Source organism: Lactobacillus helsingborgensis (assembly GCF_003173695.1).
Classification (GTDB): Bacteria; Bacillota; Bacilli; order Lactobacillales; family Lactobacillaceae; genus Lactobacillus; species Lactobacillus helsingborgensis.
This window is the reverse complement of the sequence record NZ_CP029544.1, coordinates 1793016-1810609: the sequence shown is the minus strand read 5'-3', so window position 1 is coordinate 1810609 and position 17594 is coordinate 1793016. Positions and strand designations below refer to the sequence as shown.

Annotated in this window: 13 protein-coding genes; 8 read left to right on the top strand and 5 right to left on the bottom strand. The window is 36.9% G+C overall.

Annotated elements, in window-relative coordinates; translation table 11 throughout:
* Nucleotides 1–50 precede the first annotated feature (50 nt).
* Nucleotides 51–758 (top strand): DUF975 family protein, encoded by a 708-nt coding sequence (locus DLD54_RS08565; RefSeq protein ID WP_046327817.1) that lies wholly within the window; start codon nt 51–53, stop codon nt 756–758.
* Nucleotides 759–825: 67 nt separating this feature from the next.
* On the opposite strand, the gene DLD54_RS08560 is transcribed toward DLD54_RS08565, so the two are convergent.
* Nucleotides 826–1062 (bottom strand): hypothetical protein, encoded by a 237-nt coding sequence (locus tag DLD54_RS08560; RefSeq protein ID WP_109918952.1) that lies wholly within the window; start codon nt 1060–1062, stop codon nt 826–828.
* A gap of 150 nt (nt 1063–1212) precedes the next feature.
* Between DLD54_RS08560 and DLD54_RS08555 the strand changes: the two genes are divergently transcribed.
* From DLD54_RS08555 to rsgA, 6 genes are all read left to right on the top strand, one after another.
* On the top strand, nt 1213–2508 hold the full coding sequence (locus tag DLD54_RS08555; RefSeq protein WP_109918951.1) for a PTS sugar transporter subunit IIC: 1296 nt from the start codon (nt 1213–1215) through the stop codon (nt 2506–2508).
* Nucleotides 2509–2513: 5 nt separating this feature from the next.
* Complete coding sequence (locus DLD54_RS08550; protein ID WP_109918950.1) at nt 2514–3380, top strand: alpha/beta hydrolase; 867 nt, start codon at nt 2514–2516, stop codon at nt 3378–3380.
* On the top strand, nt 3380–5905 hold the full coding sequence (locus DLD54_RS08545) for an AAA family ATPase (protein ID WP_109918949.1): 2526 nt from the start codon (nt 3380–3382) through the stop codon (nt 5903–5905). The genes DLD54_RS08550 and DLD54_RS08545 overlap by 1 nt, the downstream gene beginning before the upstream one ends.
* 208 nt (nt 5906–6113) lie before the next feature.
* Nucleotides 6114–8198 carry an ATP-dependent Clp protease ATP-binding subunit gene (locus tag DLD54_RS08540; RefSeq protein WP_109918948.1) on the top strand — a complete coding sequence of 695 codons (2085 nt, stop codon included), beginning with the start codon at nt 6114–6116 and terminating at the stop codon, nt 8196–8198.
* Between the two features lie 238 nt (nt 8199–8436).
* A complete protein-coding gene (locus DLD54_RS08535; RefSeq protein ID WP_109918947.1) occupies nt 8437–9459 on the top strand; it encodes a branched-chain amino acid aminotransferase in 1023 nt (340 codons plus the stop codon).
* Nucleotides 9460–9596: 137 nt separating this feature from the next.
* Nucleotides 9597–10625 carry a ribosome small subunit-dependent GTPase A gene (gene rsgA / locus DLD54_RS08530; protein ID WP_109918946.1) on the top strand — a complete coding sequence of 343 codons (1029 nt, stop codon included), beginning with the start codon at nt 9597–9599 and terminating at the stop codon, nt 10623–10625.
* Between the two features lie 99 nt (nt 10626–10724).
* Here rsgA and tkt read toward each other — a convergent pair whose 3' ends face one another.
* The 4 genes from tkt to DLD54_RS08510 are packed head-to-tail and all read right to left on the bottom strand — an operon-like array spanning nt 10725 to nt 16265.
* Nucleotides 10725–12707 carry a transketolase gene (gene tkt / locus DLD54_RS08525; protein ID WP_109918945.1) on the bottom strand — a complete coding sequence of 661 codons (1983 nt, stop codon included), beginning with the start codon at nt 12705–12707 and terminating at the stop codon, nt 10725–10727.
* Between the two features lie 23 nt (nt 12708–12730).
* The gene (locus DLD54_RS08520) at nt 12731–14005 is read right to left on the bottom strand and encodes a PTS ascorbate transporter subunit IIC (protein WP_038524712.1); all 1275 of its coding nucleotides are present in this window, start codon (nt 14003–14005) and stop codon (nt 12731–12733) included.
* A gap of 18 nt (nt 14006–14023) precedes the next feature.
* Nucleotides 14024–14320 (bottom strand): PTS sugar transporter subunit IIB, encoded by a 297-nt coding sequence (locus DLD54_RS08515; protein ID WP_109918944.1) that lies wholly within the window; start codon nt 14318–14320, stop codon nt 14024–14026.
* On the bottom strand, nt 14313–16265 hold the full coding sequence (locus DLD54_RS08510; protein ID WP_109918943.1) for a BglG family transcription antiterminator: 1953 nt from the start codon (nt 16263–16265) through the stop codon (nt 14313–14315). Before DLD54_RS08510 ends, DLD54_RS08515 begins: the two co-directional genes overlap by 8 nt.
* A gap of 436 nt (nt 16266–16701) precedes the next feature.
* Here DLD54_RS08510 and DLD54_RS08505 point away from each other — a divergent pair, with 436 nt between their 5' ends.
* Nucleotides 16702–17592, top strand: coding sequence for a DUF3737 family protein (locus tag DLD54_RS08505; RefSeq protein ID WP_109918942.1), 891 nt, complete (start codon nt 16702–16704; stop codon nt 17590–17592).
* The last annotated feature ends 2 nt before the right edge of the window (nt 17593–17594 follow it).

Sequence of the window (17594 nt, the reverse complement as noted above, 5' to 3'; positions counted from 1 at the left end):
CTAATGAAGTGTAAAATAAAATTAATATATATTAGGTAAGGAGATAGGTTATGACTAGAGCAGAATTAAAAGCAGAAGCCAAAAACCAGTTACGGCATAATTGGGGCTGGGCAATTTCTGTTGGTATAGTAATGACTGTGTTCGTTGGTATCTTTTTTGGTAAACCCGTGTTTGATACCACTGTAAGAACTATGAATAATATGAATGACGCTATGGGTAGCGGTTCGCTTGATTCAGTATTTAAGCCCGGAGTTTGGGCTGGACAATTAGGTATTAACACAGGAGTAAACTTTCTCGGCAGCTTTTTCCTATTGAGTTTAGTGGTGACGTTCTTGCACTTTACCCGTGGGGAAAGGATGGGCTTTTTCAAGAGCATTTTTTCTGTTTTTATGGATAGTCGTTTTGTGCCCGAGTTTCTGAACTTTCTGTTAAGCTATATTTTTCAATTTTTATGGTCCTTGTTGCTGGTAATTCCTGGTCTGATAAAATCTTATTCCTATGCTATGACACCCTATATAGTTAATGATTTAGTGGAAAGTGGACAAGAAGTGCATGCAACCACTGCCATAACAGCGAGTCGGCAATTGATGGACGGGCATAAATGGGAATTATTTGTGTTGAATTTAAGCTTTATTGGCTGGTACATTCTTTCCGTTATTACTTTCGGCATCGGTTATATCTGGCTATTGCCATACGAACAGACAACAAAAGCCAACTTTTACCGTAATTTAGCTGGAGATCAGTTCTTAAAAAAGTAACTATTAATAATAAATAAAAAGAGTGAGGTTATTAAAAATCCCACTCTTTTTAATTATATAGTAGTATTTATTCAAAGCGATTTAAGTCATCAATACGCTCTCTAAATAATCTGCTGGTATATTCAGAACTTGTATCATCAGACTTTTTAAGTGCATCTTTAATCTGGTTGGAATTCAAGCGATCAAAAAGATACATTTTAAGTGCCTCGTTAATCAGATCATTAAAATCGGTATCGGTGACTTCCATATACTTTGCCGTCAGTTTTGCTACTTTTTCATTCAGTTCGATTTTTCTTCTGCTCATTTTATCGCCTTCTAGAACTCAATTTCATTATAACATTTTTACAACATTAAATATTTAAAAACGAAAAAGGACAGTATAAAAATAGCTAGTACTAAAAAATTAGAGTATTATTTTCTTTTAAATAAAATAATAAAGATAAGGTTCTGCAAAATGAAAGAATTTACTTTTAATTTCCTGGTGCGCATACAAGAATACTCCTTTTTTCGTGCGGCACGACACACGATGGCGATGCTAATGCCAATCGCTGTGGTTGGTTCATACTTTAAAGTTCTCAATGATCTAGTCTTTACACCTAATGGGTTAATTTATAACATTTTTAGCTTAGACAAAATATTGTCAGACCATATATGGTATGCCGGTTCTTTTGTTTGTCGGGGTATGGTTGAGATTACCTTTGGCGTTTTTGGCGTTTACGCCAGCTATTTTATGGCACGGTATACTGCCCGCCTTTATCATAAAGACTCTACAATGGCGGGTTTAACTGCCGTATCAATTATGCTTTTTTGTTCCTATGCGTCTAGTAGCGGTCGTGACGCCCGCATGCCGTTTACAGCAAGTTTATTACAAGTTAATGCGCTATTTATTGCATTAATTGTGGGTTACTGTGTGGGGCAAGTTTTTCATTTGTTAGGCAAAAATTATTCTTATGTAAAAGATGAGGGCACAAAAGTTTTACAAAAAAGGGCGGGGGCTGCAGCTTTACCAAGTTTCGTTTCACTTTTGGCAGGCATCTTATTAGGTATTATTATTTATGAATTACAATTGAAATTACTTAATTCTGCCAGCTTTAACGAAATTGTCAGTCGCATGCAAACTACTAATAATTTTGCTGAAGTTTTAGTCCTTTCGGTTGCAATTACATTCTTAGATTGGTTGGGTATAGGCTTCCCGCTGCATTCTTTGTCAGGAACAGTCAATAATGCCTATACTGCTGAAAACCTGACTTACACGTTAAGGCATGGGAATTCTTGGAATGTTCCTTACAAATTTTTGGGCAGTTCTCTTATTAATACTTACGGCACTATGGGTGGAGCCAGCGTAGTTTTAGCCATCATAGTACTAATGTTGCTAATAAGGAGTAATAGAGAAAATGAGGTCAATGCCAAAGTTAATTTGTTGCCTGCAACTTTTGGTTCTACATTAGGCTTTAATATTGGTTTACCACTGATTTTAAATCCTGTGTTCCTGATCCCTAGCATAGTGATTCCGCTTATTAACATGACGCTAGCTGCAGCAGCAATTAGCTTACATGTTATTCCAGTATGCGTTTACCAGATTTTAAAGGGAACTCCAGGATTATTAGTTTCATTTTTCGGCACAAACGGCAATTGGGCAGCGCTAATTTTTACAATACTATTATTTTTGCTGGATATAGTTTTATTGTTACCTGTGGTTATTTTTAATGAAAAAATGGTAACAAGGATAAATAACCAAAAGAAAGGGTAGGCAAAATGAACAAAAAGACCAATTATAAATGGCTGGTGCTGGTAGTAATTATGTTAACTGTGTTGTCTATTCCCAGTTTCTTTTGGATGAGAAAAGATAATAATGCAAGAGCAGAACGTAGTAAATCCCTTCTTTCGCCAGTAATCATGGTACCGGGTTCCAGTGCTACTACTGAGCGCTTTAACCAGTTAATTGATGAGCTGAATAAAACCACTTTTAAAAGACACAGCGTAATCAAAATTACAGTTTCACGTGAAGCAAAATTGACATACAGCGGTGCTATTGGTAAAAATGACTTGGAGCCATTAATTATTATCGGATTTGACAATAACAAGGATGGTTATACTAATATTAAGAAGCAGGCGAAATGGTTAAATGCAGCATTTAAGTCACTAGCGCAAAATTATAAATTTAACAATTTCAAAGCTTTTGGCCATTCTAATGGCGGATTAATTTGGACATATTGGCTGGAACACTATTATGCTGAATATTCTGGCGATATCAAAATAAAAAAATTAATGACACTTGGTACGCCGTATAATTTTAATGAAAGTAATATTAATAACCGTACCCAAATGTTGGCAGATTTTATTAAAAACCGGTCTAAATTGCCTACGTATTTGAAAGTCTATTCTCTTTCAGGAGGAAAAAATTACGAATCAGACGGCATTGTTCCTGAAACGAGTGTGGCAGCAGGAAAATTTATTTTTCAAAATCAAGTTAAGAATTATACAGCCATAACAGTAACTGGTGAAAAAGCGGATCACTCAGACCTGCCTCAAAACAAACAAGTTATTCAGGCTATTCGCCAGTATCTATTAAAGAAACCAGAAAGACCTTTAAAACCAAATAAAAGAAAGGAAAATCATTGATGAAGTATCACAAACAGCCCACGCATATTGAAGTAATTGGTGGCAGAGTTAATAATCTGAAAAATATTAACGTTGATATTCCCTTACATAAATTTGTAGCTATATCGGGCTTAAGTGGTTCTGGTAAATCAAGCTTAGCGATGGGCATTTTGTATTCTGAAGGAGCAAGACGCTACCTTGATTCTTTAGCAGCATACACTAAGAGACGTATCAGTCAAGTTGGACGTGCACAAGTTGACGAAGTAAAACACATTCCCTCGGCTTTGGCTTTGCGCCAACGCCCGGCCATTCCAGGTGTACGTTCAACGGTAGGCACTGTTACCGAGGTCTTTAATATTTTACGTCTAATTTTTTCGCGTTTAGGTTCACCGGTTTGTCCCAACGGCCACAGAGTGCCACCGACTATTAAAATTGCTGAGGCAATGGATTTAACCGGAGATGCAATGGGCCGGCTGACTTGCCCAACATGTGGCGTGCAATTTTATGCTTATAGTGCAGAGGATTTCGCCTTTAATTCGGATGGTGCCTGTCAAAAGTGTCAGGGACTGGGAACTGTTGAGCAAATTGACGACAGTAAAATTATTGCTGATGAAAATTTGTCTCTTGAAAAAGGGGCAGTTGCTACTTGGCAAATTCCAGGTCGTAATTGGATGTGGCGGATTGCGCGGGAATTGGGAGTGCGCACAGATATACCGTATAAAAAATTGAACGCCAAAGAAAAAGAAATTGTGCTGCATGGAAAAGAGCGCAAGGTACCGATTGACCTGCCAACTTCAACGGGTAGGGTCTATCACTTAGATGCACTATACGAAAATGCTTATAATGCTGTAGCTAACTCACGCAAAACCACCAAGTCGGAGCGGGGTTTGCAAAGAATAAACTCTTTTTATAAATTTAGCACTTGTCCACGTTGTCATGGCTATCGTATTGATCCTAGCAGGTGGCAACAAATGGTTGCCGGTAAAAATATTGTAGCAGCTGAACAATTGACTCTGGGTCAATTAGGTCATTATATGAAAGAAATTTTAGCAACATTGCCGCAAAATATGTATGATCTAGCTAAAAATTTAATTGACGAGTTAATGCACCAAGTGAGGCCGCTATTAAAATTAGGACTAAACTACTTGAGCTTAGATCGGCAAGCCAGCAGCTTGTCCACAGGTGAGCTTCAAAGAATCCAGCTGGGGAGAACTTTGCGCACAGAAACAACTGGTGTGCTGTATGTTTTAGATGAACCATCTGTGGGACTACATCCTGACAATGTGGCGGGACTAATTGAAGTTTTTCATGAACTGGTTAATCAAGGAAATTCTCTGGTTGTGGTTGACCATGAAACTGCCATTATCAATGCAGCTGACTGGGTAATTGAAATTGGTCCAGGGTCTGGAAGTCAAGGTGGAGAAATTATTACCCAGGGAATATCTCAAGATATAAAGCATAATGATAAATCACTAATTGGTCCATATTTAACAGGAAAAGCAGCCCTACTTGTTCGCAAAAGAGCGGGTGCAGATCATATTTTTGATCAGGGTAAAGTAGAATTTACTGTAACGGATCGGTTTAATTTACAAAATATTCATGCTCAGATTCCTATTAACCGCTTAACGTCAGTAACCGGTTTTTCTGGTGCTGGTAAAACAACTTTGATACTTGATTCTCTTATCCCTGCCCTTAAGGCACAAAATAATCATGGACCAGAGTGGGTAAAAAATTTAGTCAATCCTGGTATTAAAAATATTGTTAGTGTTGATTCTTCACCCGTGGGCAAAAATCAACGCTCAACTGTTGCAACTTATACTGACATTATGGATAATTTGCGCAAACTATTTGCTAAACAACCATTAGCAAAAAAATTAAAATATACTGCTGCTCATTTTTCCTACAATAATAAAGAAGGTGCATGTCCGGCATGTAATGGTACGGGAGTGATTTCACTTGATATACAATATTTGCCAGATATGGTCGAAACTTGTTCAGTATGCGGAGGGCATCGTTTTAACAAAGAAGTTTTAAAAGTAAAATGGCATAATCTAAGTATTGCGGATGTATTGGATTATTCAGTTGATGATGCATTAAAAGAAGGACTTTTTGAAGAAGAACCTAAAATTAATAAAACTATTCGTACCTTGCATGACATGGGCTTGGGCTACCTTCATTTAGGAGAATCAACTCCAGCTTTATCGGGTGGAGAGGCGCAGCGCTTGAAATTAACTAGTCATATTCATCAAAGACAAAAGGGCACTCTGTTTGTTTTTGATGAGCCTACAGTTGGGTTACATCCACAGGATGTCAGAACGCTGTTAAAAGTATTTCAGAAATTACTTGATCAAAAAGGAACGATTATCACTATTACCCACGATTTAGATATTATGGCTAACAGTGATTATATGATTGATATGGGACCAAGAGGTGGACTTCAAGGAGGAAAAATTATAGCAAGCGGTACTCCTGTGGATATCTCTCAAAAATCTGCCAGTTTAACCGGTAAATATCTAAGAAAACAATTTAAATTATATCAAAAATAATCTTAACCAGAGCCTGATAGTCCAAATGAAGTGGTGCTATACTAGGCTTTTTTGCTGCTGTGGAAAAATAAGCAATAATTGTGGAAAAAACAAGTAAAAAAGTTGCTTTCTGTGGATAACCTGCTATAATATAATATGTAAGCAGTTAGCAGTCGAACTCTTCGAGTGCTAATTACAAATTTATAACCTATCAAAGGGGTGTTTACATATGGCATATTTTGATAACGATTTTGACGATTTATTTAATGAATTAAACAATTCTTTCTTTAACAATACTAATGATAACGGCGGTGCTATTCCTATTCACTATTCTAGTAGCATGAACATTTCTCCCCAGGATTTTCAACAAAATGCACAAGGCGGACAAAAGCAAGGTCAAAAACCAATTGGCGTTGATCTGGTTGAACAGGCTAAAAAGAATAAATACGATCCTGTTATTGGTCGTGACGAACAGGTTCAGGAAGTAATTGAAATTTTGAGTCGGCGTAAAAAGAACAACCCAGTCTTAGTTGGACCGGCTGGTGTTGGTAAAACTGCTATAGTTGAAGGCTTGGCACAAAAAATTGCTACAGGCGATGTGCCAGATAAAATGAAGGATAAGCATATTATTGCAATCAACATTAATGATATGGTTGCCGGATCTAGTCTCCGTGGTAGTTTTGAGGAACGTCTTAAAAAAGTAATTGATGAAGCTAAGAAGAACCCCAATATTATCTTATTCATTGATGAATTGCACAATATAGTTGGGGCAGGTTCTACAGATTCTGAAAACAATAACGGTGATGCCGCTAATATTTTGAAGCCGGCTTTAGCTAGTGGTGACTTGAACTTAATAGGTGCAACGACCACGAGTGAATATCGGAGAATTGAAAATGATGCGGCACTGGCACGTAGATTCCAACCAGTGCAAGTTCCTGAGCCATCTGCTGCAGTGACTGTCAAAATTTTGGCAGGTCTAAAAGATAAATATGAAGCTTTCCATCATGTAAAATACAGTGACAGTGCTTTAAAGCTGGCGGTTGAATTATCACAGCGCTACATTCAGGGACGTTATTTACCTGATAAAGCCATTGATTTAATGGATGAAGCAGGTGCCAAAAAGGGTCTCGACACAATTCCTGATGATGAAGCAACTTTAAAGAAGCGGATTAAAAAGCTGGAAAGTGAAAAAGAAGCTGCTGCCAAAAAAGAAGATTACAGTAGAGCAAGCCAGCTGAAGAAGCAGATTGAAGACTTACGCGACAAAGCTAATCATGTAGATGAGAAAGCAACGCCGCATGTCACCGATGAGGATATCTACGCTTTGATTGAAGCCAAGACAAAAATTCCAATGAGCGAACTGCACGCAAGTGAAGGACAAAAGAACCTTGATTTGGCTCAGAAATTAAAGAAAGTGGTTATTGATCAAGATAATGCGGTTGATGTCATTACTGACGCAATTGCCCGTAAACAAGTTTTCAAAGACAATGATCGTCCTACTGGCACATTCTTATTAACTGGCCCTACCGGTGTAGGTAAGACAGAATTAGCTAAACAATTGGCCATTCAATTATTTGGTGGGGAAAATCATCTTATTAGACTTGATATGTCTGAATATCAAGATCAGATGGCTGTTAATAAACTGATTGGCTCTGCTCCTGGTTACGTTGGCTATGGTGAGGGCGGTCAATTGACGGAAAAGGTTCGTCACCAACCATACAGCTTAATTTTGTTCGATGAAATTGAAAAAGCTAATCCACAAGTATTTAATGCCTTGCTTCAGATCATGGACGATGGTCGTTTAACTGATGCTCAAGGCAGGACTGTTTCCTTTAAGGATACAATTTTAATCATGACTTCTAATGCTGGTTATTCTGACCATTTATTAAAAGACGGCAAGGTTGATCATGATAAGCTGATTAAAGCTCTGGAAGCATACTTCAGACCTGAATTTTTGAATAGGCTTGATGCGATCGTGCCGTTTAATTCATTAACTAAAGATGATATGAATAAGATCATTGATATTTACTTAAAGAAGATGGCACATGTTTTAGCTAAAAAGAATGTGAAAGTTGAAGTATCTGATGAGGCTAAAGCTTATCTGGCTGAAAAAGGTTATGATAAGAAATTTGGTGCAAGACCTTTACGCAGAGTAGTTGAGCAAGACTTGGAGACACCGATTGCTAAATTATTAATGAAGGAGCCTGACACTAAAGAAGTTAAGTTTACAGCTGATAACAAGCATGTTTACTTAAATGATGCTGCTATTTTAGATATTGCCGAAAAACCAGAACCAAAAGCTAAAGCAAAATAAGACTAATTTTAAAAAGGGATCATCTCGTAAAGGGATGACCCCTTTTTTTGGTTAATATTATTTCACGTGAAACAGCAGTTAATCAATATAAAAATAGAATAATGGTAATATAAAAAAAGAACGGGTAAAGCTATTGACAGCAGTGAAAATTTAGTTTAAATTAGTTAGCAATTAAATTAATATTAAAAAGCTGAAAGATTTTCAGCTTTGTGTTTTTTGTATATAGGGGACAATTCATATGAAACAACGAGTAGAAGACCTGGATTGGAAGAATCTGGGATTTAAATATCGTGATCTGCCTTATCGCTATGAGGCTAAATTTCAAGATGGTGAATGGCAGGAAGGTAAACTGACTGAAGATTCAACCATGACTTTTTCTGAGGGTGCGGAAGTACTGCACTATGGTCAAGAAATTTTTGAAGGATTAAAAGCGTATCGGCGAAAAGACGGTAAGATTAATCTTTTCAGACCTGATGAAAATGCCCATCGTTTTGCTCTTTCAGCAAAGCGTTTAGCCATGCCGCCATTTCCAGAAGATAGGTTTGTTGACGCAGTGAAACAAGTGGTTTTAGCAAATAAAGAATTTGTGCCACCTTATGATAGCGGCGCAACTCTGTATGTAAGACCACTTATGGTGGGAACTTCTAAAGTTTTGGGCGTTGAAAAAGCCGATGAATATACTTTCCGCATTTTTGCGGTTCCCGTTGGTGCATATATTAAAGGATTGAACCCTGCAGATTACATTGTTAGTGATTATGATCGTGCCGCTTATGCCGGTACGGGTCGAGCAAAGACATCAGGTAACTACGCCAGCAGCCTGCTTCCAGCTGTTGATGCGCATCAAAATGGTTATGCCGATTGCTTGTACCTTGATCCACGTGAACATAAATATGTTGATGAATTTGGTGGTGCCAATTTTTATGGTATTACCCAAGAAGGTCAATTTGTCACACCGAAGTCAAAATCAATTTTGGTTTCGATTACTAAGCGCTCACTTTTGGAAGTCGCTAAGTGGCAAGGACTAGACCCGGTTGAACGGCAAATTACTTTAGAAGAAGCCTTTAACATGAAAGAAGCTGGTGCGATGGGGACAGCTGCGGTAATTTCTCCTGTGGGCTCAATTACTTATAAAGGTAAAAAGCACGTTATTTACAGTGAAACAGAAACGGGTCCGATTACTACTAAGCTTTATAATGAACTAGTTGATATTCAATATGGTAATAAGAAAGGACCAGATGGCTGGGTCCAAACAATAGAATAAGTTGGAAATTCGGGAACAAAAACGAGGCTGAGGTCTCGTTTTTTTCTGTTAAAAACCTAATTGCGAGTTAGGTTGAATAGTGAGAAAATGATAAAAAGTTGATTAATAATTTTAACCATTGCTATTAGGAGATAACTATGGAATTAGGATTAAACACGTATAAACAACATGAGCAAGTTGATGATAATGTAACTTTGGGCCGTATATCGCTGAATTCTGCAGGGATGTATAAAGTTATGCATTTAAATGGCGCTGAAATAAATGCTATTCCTAAAAATAGAACCGAACAATTTTTAGTAGGCGACTGGGTAGCCTTAGAACCCCAAGCTGATTTTGACTTAATTAATCAGCGTTTGCCACGATACAGTACATTAGGCAGGTTAACGGGTGAAGGGTATCATGTTCAGGAAAAAGATGCTGCCAGCAATATAGACCAATTGTTTATTTGTATCTCCATGAATAAGAATTTTAAAAGTAGCCGTATTAAGCGGTATTTGTATGCTTTTCAAAAAGATGATGAGTATCAAACTTCCCTAGTTTTAACAAAATCAGATCTCAACCCGGAAAGCGCAGAGATAGCTGCACAACTTGCAGATGAGTTTGATATTGCTGTCTTTGCTACTTCCAGTGTGACAACAGAGGGAATCGAAGGATTGAGAGCCAGTATTTTACCAGGACAAACAGTTTCTTTTTATGGCAATTCTGGAGTAGGCAAATCAACCCTAGTAAATGCCGTTGCTCAAAAAGAGGTAATGGCAACTAGTCATATTAGTGGCAAAACAGATAAGGGACGTCATACCACATCTAGTTCGCGGCTAATTTTGATTGAACAGGGTGATTTTGTTTTGATTGATACCCCGGGAATAAAAAGTGTTGGTGTGGGCGCTAGTGACTTGGCGCAGGTTTTTCCTGAGATTGTACAATTGGCCCAAAATTGTCATTTTCGTAATTGTAAGCACATTGACGAACCGGGTTGTGCAGTTAAAGCTGCCGTGAAGAATGGTACGCTAGAGCGCAAGTCTTATGATCAATTTCTTCAGCTGCAGGAAGAAAGCCAATCTACACAGGGCTATCTTGATGCTAAAACCGCCAAAAAATTGAGCCGCAAAGCAGAAGGCAAGAGAGAAGCAATGAGTAAGCGTAATTACCGCAAGCCGCCAATGTAGTTTTTACAGGGGAAAATATAAATAAAAAACGCGTTTTTAAACTGGTGTTAAAAACGCGTATTTAGTTGTTATTGCTTTAAATTATCTCTAAATCCTAACCTATTTTGGAAAAGAATTTAAGTATAATTGTGCTGCGTGTTGGGGAGTGAAATCAATCATCTTAATAATGTCAGAAGCTGGAGCAGATTCGCCGAAATGATCGTAACCCATGCGAACGCCGTCCAGACCAACATATTGTTGCCAGCCCATTGTAGCTCCCAATTCAATAGACATCCTATTTTTAATATTAACAGGCAGAATTTTAGTTTGATATTCTGGAGTTTGCTCGCTAAATAGTTCCCATGATGGCATTGAAATAACTCTCACATAAACCCCCTGATCTGCCAAAATAGTTTGGGCCGCAATTGCTAAACTTACTTCTGAACCTGTTGCAATGATAATCCCAGTAGGATTGTTATTAGCAGCTTCGGAAATAATATAGGCACCTTTTTCAGCTTTAATACTGTCACTTCCAGCAAGTTGTGGTACAGGCTGACGGTTTAAAATAATTGCAGTTGGGGTTGTGGCAGACTTTAGGGCTAATTGCCAAGCAGTTTTAACCTCATTATTATCTGCAGGTCGAAAAACTGTAATATTAGGCATGGCTCTTAGTGACATTAATTGTTCAACAGGTTGATGAGTAGGTCCATCTTGCCCTACATAAAGGCTATCATGTGTAAAAACAAAAATTGTAGGTGTATTCATAATTGCTGCTTGCCTGATAGCACTCCTCATATAATCTGAAAAGACTAAGAATGTTCCGGTATAGCCACGTAACCCACCATGCAGTGTTATTCCGTTAGCAATTGCTGCCATAGAAAATTCCCTAATGCCAAAGTAAATGTTTGGACCTTGATAACGATGTTTAGACATAAAAAACTTATTGTTAATTGTGGTTTTATTTGATGTGCCTAAATCACCACTCCCACCTACTAGAATAGGGTATTGCTGATAAATGTCATTAAGAACTTTACCAGAAGCAGCTCTCGTAGCTAATTCTCCTGTGATTTTAATATTAGTAAAATCAGGTAGGGCAAGCTCATTAGTCATAATTTGTTCTAATTGTTGACCCAGTTGCGGAAACTGCTCTAAATAATTTTGTTTTAAACTAAGCCAATTTTGTTCGGCTTTAGCTCCTCTTTCTTTAACAGCGGAAAACCACTGTTTTACTTCTTCGGGCACATAAAAAGCTTCTTTATCAGTAAAGCCAAATTGCTCTTTCATATGTTCTGCTTCTTGCTCTGAAACAGGATCGCTGTGGATAGCATTGGTACCTTGAAGGGTCGAACCATAACCGATGATTGTATTAACCTTGATCAAAGTTGGTTTGTCTGAACAGCGCTTAGCTGCGCTAAGAGCATTATAAATTTCACGGCAATTATTGCCGTCAGCAACTTCCAGTGTATTCCAGCCCATAGCAGCAAATTTTTGTAATTCGTTTTCAGTATTCGAAGCTGTTAAATCGGCGTCCGAAGTTACTTTATTAGCATCCCATAAGACTATTAGTTTATTTAAACCTAAATTACCGGCAAGAGATGCTGCCTCTTGGCAAACGCCTTCTTCAAAATCACCATCGCCTGAAATTACATACGTATAGTGATTAATAACAGGGAAATTAGGTTTGTTAAATCTGTCTGCCAAATGAGCTTCCGCAATCGCCATTCCCACTCCCATGGCAAATCCTTGCCCTAGTGGACCTGTGCTGGCATCGACTCCTGCTGTTTTGCCATATTCAGGATGGCCTGGGGTCAGGCTGTGTAATTGACGAAACTGCTTAATATCTGCTATAGAAAGCGGGAAGCCTGCTAAATGTAGTAGTGAATATAGAAGCATTGATCCGTGACCAGCACTCAAGACAAAGCGGTCACGATCAAACCACTCTGTGTTTGCCGGATTAACCTTAAGAAAATACCGCCATAAAGTATAGCCTAAAGGAGCTGCTCCTAAAGGCATTCCTAAATGACCATGATGAGCTTTTTGAACCGTATCAAGAGTTAGATTTCTAATTGTATCAACTGATAATTGGTCTAATTCTGAATTCATTTATATTGACTCCTTTAATATTGCTAAAAAATACTGTGTACTATTTGACCAATAAATTTAATAATTAAGGCAACGACGTTGAAATCTGTTTCCGGAAAAGCAGTTCCTTTTAAGCCAATTGACGATAATACTGGATATACTAGGGATGGACCTACTGCGATTAAAATTCCTACGATAAAAGAACCAATAACGCAGCCTTTCCAGCCGCCCGTAGCATTGCCGAAAACGCCGGCTGTAGCACCAATGAAAAAATAAGGTACTGCAACTGGGATGATTACGGGCATATGTAGAGCTGCAAATACCAGCATCATCAACAATCCCGCTGCATAAGCAGATACGAAGCCAATAACTGTTGCTGTTGGGGCATAAGGGAAAACAACGGGAACATCTAAAGCTGGTTTTGCATTAGGAATCAGTTTTTCTGAGATACCAACGAAGGCATTAACAATTTCGCCTAAAAGTAATCTCACCCCAGTAATAATTACGTATAAGGCCGCAGCAAATTGTAGTCCTTGTAATAAAGGATAAATTAGCCAATTAACTCCTTTTGATAATTGCTCAACTTGTGCCTTGCCGGCGAATAAAGCAGCAATGTAATAGAAAATGACCATCGTAATTGAAACTCCAATGACATAATCTTTGAAAATACTAAGCCATCCTGGTAACTTCAATTTTTCTGTACTTTCTTTCGGACTGCCCACTTTCCCTCCGATCCAACTGGAAAGGGCATAACCAATTGATACATAGTGAGCTAATGCAATATCATCACCGCCAGTAACTTTACGCATTCCTGGCTGGGCGATTGCAGGCATTGCTGCGGACATAAAGCCGACTATTATTCCTCCAATTACTACTATATAGGGATTACTCAAACCTACTGATTTAAGCATGATGGTAGATAGTGCTGCCAAATACAAATTGTGTTGTCCGGTAAGGAAGATATATTTCATTGGCGTTAATCTAGCAACAATTAAGTTGACTACAAAGCCTAAAGTCATCACCAATGCAACTACAGTGCCAAAACGCTGTTGTGCTAGAGCGGTAACGGCTTCTGCTAATGGTAAAACCCCTTGAAGATGAAATCCTTTAGCAAATAGTGCCTGAAAATCGTTTAAAGCAACTGTTGCAGCAGAACTACCAATAGTAAAAACTAGAAAACCAACAATAGTTTTCAAAGTACCATTGATAATTTTAGTGGGACTTTCTTTTTGTAAGACCAGACCAATAAAAGATATCAGTCCAATCATAATTGAAGCTGTACTTAATAAATCTACCAATAGAGATAGAATGGCATTCATTATTATTCACTCTCCTTTTTAAGATGCAGGATTTTGTTGATCGAGAAAATTTTGCAACTTCGTTTTTATTTCATTCTTGTCCATTATGTCTTTTATCCCAATAATATTTCTGACGTCATCTTTAACATCAGGTACTAAATCCTCCATCGTTATCAATAGATCAGGATCAAGTCCCTTTGCTGCGTCGATTACGTCATGAGAGACTTCGAAGGGAAATTTGTTCTCTCGTACAACCTGATTAATTTTGATTTTGAGCATCATTGAGGATCCCATTCCTGTTCGACAAGCTACCAAAATAGAATATTTTTTACTCATTTTCGCTATACCTCGATTCAAACTTCTTTATTAATGTATAGACATTAGCAGGCCTAGTTTCTTTAACTAGGCTTTTTAAAAAGTTTTGATCACTAATAAAATTTACTAACTCAGACATCGCTTTTAAATGTGACTTATTATCAACTGCGCACAGAGCAAAGATGAACTGAACGGGATCATTGCTTTTATTGCCAAATTTAATTGGCGTCTTTAAAGTAGTAACCGTTATCCCAATTTTTTTAGCACCTAATTCGGGACGGGCATGTGGCAATGCCACACCTTTACTAATAACGATATACGGTCCTGATTCTTCTGTGGTTTTGATCATACCGTTAACGTAATTCTCAGTCGCATAACCATTTTTTACTAATGGATTCGCACTCTTTCTAATTGCATCTTTCCAATTTACAGCTTCAATATTGAGCCTAATTAACGATTCATTAGTAACTTCACTTAACATCTTTTCACTTCCCTGAAAATGATAATTTCGCTTAATACTGTCTTCTATTCTTTTTTTATCTTGATTGGTTAATAATGCCCCTACGACAACTACTGGAATTTCAAACGTATTATTGAGTGGAATCGTTGAAATAATTAATTCAATGGGAGCGTATTTGTGAATTTGCTGTTGAACATTGCTGCTGGCAGCATCAGCAACAACAATGATATTGTTAAAGTAACTTTGAATTTTAACCTTTATCAGTTGTGCAGTAGCTACGCCAGTTGTACAAACAACAAGAGCTCTAATATATTGACGATTTTGTTCTAAATAACGAGCAAAATAAATCGTAATGAATCCACTTTCGTCTGCAGAAATGGGAGGTAGCCCCAATTCTTTAGTTAATTTATCCGAAGTATGTTCAATCACTTTAAACAATTTTAAATACACACGTTTTATTTCGGGCAGCAGTGCATTATTCAAACTTATTTTGTTATATAAGCGATTTATCATTGGTCGAATATGATTTGCTAGGTCAGCTTTAAAATCATTATTAATTGTTCCTAAATTTAACTTGGCAACCACATTAGAGATATAAAAATTAGTCACTTTTTGGACGAGATTAGACTGAAAAGCAGAATTTTCAATTTTATCCATTACATCTAGACGTGAAGAAATTAAATATTGTAATAAAAAATAAATTTCATTAGGTTCTAAAGCCATGTCCAAGTAATTTTCAATATGCTTAATTACTTCTGCCGCTATGGAGTATAGTTGCTTATTCTCTTTAATAATCATTTGATCATAGCTATTTAATTTGGTTAAGACACTTTTGGCCACTGCATGTGTTTGGTATCTGGTAATCAAAATATAAATGTGAGAAATAATGTTTACGTTGTATGGATAAGTAATTTCACTGTCTAGTTTTTCATTAATAAAATTTAGTTGCTTAATGCAGAACTGCAGCGAATAGAAATTTAAACCGCCTTTTTTGGATAAAGAAGTATTGGAGACATTTTGCTTAATCAATATATCCTGTAACGCATGACGAATATTCGTTTCACTTCCAGTTATTTTTAATTGATGATTTTTTCTTACTAAATTTAGAGAATATGATGCTAATTGGGATCTAATTGATTTCAAGTCTTCATTGATATTGGTTTCACTTAAATAATATTGGCTGAATAATGAAGATAATTTTAGTGATCTGGGTGCAATCATCAATAATTTAGTCAAAGTAGCCTGTTGACGATCTTTTGCCGTAAAAGTGTTGGAATCTTGTTGATAATTCATTTCCTTTAAGTAGTTATCGTAGTTTATTTTGAACCCCCTTCCTTTTTTACTGTTAATCAATTCGCCTGAGGGGGTCAGGGAATTAAGATGTTTAATTGTGCGGTAAACGGTTTTAGTTGACATCAAAAACTGGTTTGCAATTTCTTTAGCTGTCACAAAAGAGTTGCTGTTTAATAAAAAATTGATAATGTTGTCTTCATTGTCTGTTAGCATTTGCTTACTACCCCCTAGAACTGATTATAATTTTGAACTTGCGAAAGCCCTTCCAAGAATATGTCCGTTGTACTAGACATTTTTAAGAATAACCCTGCTAGTTTTTTCTGCTTAGGGTTAAGAGGGTGCCAATCTTATAAAAGGCATATTTAAAAAAGCAAATACATTGATGTGCAAAAAAAGGGTGTCCGTTGACATCCTCATGTGCAAATAGTTTTTGTATATAAATTTTATTAATCACTTTGAAGAAAAGTATTTTAAAATTATTAATGAATACTAAAACTGGTATAACTATTTGTAATTAAAAGACCTAATAAAATAGTATTTTAAGTTGCAGTCAATTCAGCGGATAATTGATAGAAAAAGAAGCTTTAATTTTAATAGTTGACCGCTATTAGCAAAAAACAGTGTTTGGTTTAAAAGAAAAGAGATCAGAATGAAAATTATCAAAGATCATTTTTTTGAAGGCGAAAGAATTCTTTTTGGACTAAAAGATTCGCAGCTGGTAGGGATTACTTTTGGCGAAGGTGAATCGCCACTTAAGGAAGCCAGTAAAATCAATATTAAAGACTCTGTTTTTAAATGGAAATATCCATTATGGTATGACAATGACGTTACTGTAGAGAGTACTGTTTTTGAAACTATGGCTCGTAGCGGTATTTGGTATACCAAAAACATTGCTATCAAAAATTCGGCTCTGCAGGCACCGAAACTATTTAGAAGATCAGAAAAGATAAACTTGGATCATGTTCACTTTGCTAACGCTGCAGAAACAATGTGGAGCTGTAAAGATATTAGAATTACGAACAGTCAAGTTAATGGTGATTATTTTGGTAAAGATAGCCAGAATATCTACCTTGATCATGTTAGCGTGGTTGGTAATTACGTCTTTGATGGCGCTAAAAATGTTGAAGTCCATCATTCTACTTTTATTTCTAAAGATGCCTTTTGGAACTGTGAAAATGTTACTGTGTATGATTCGCTAATAGATGGTGAATATTTGGCCTGGAACGGACAAAATATCAAGTTTATCAACTGTAAAATTGAAAGCAATCAGGGACTTAATTATATTGATCATCTGGAACTGAAAAATACCAGTTTAATTCATACCGATTTAGCTTTCGAATATGTTTCTGATATTGATGCTACTGTTTCAACTAAAATTGACAGTGTAAAAAATCCAATTTCCGGTAAGATTTCTGCTCCGGCAATTGGCAAGTTAATTTTAGATCCGCAAAAAATTACCCCCGCTAAAACTGAAATTATCTGTGCTAAAATTGACAAGAAAGTTAATAGTTCAGATCAAAATCAGAAAGCGAAGGATTAAAG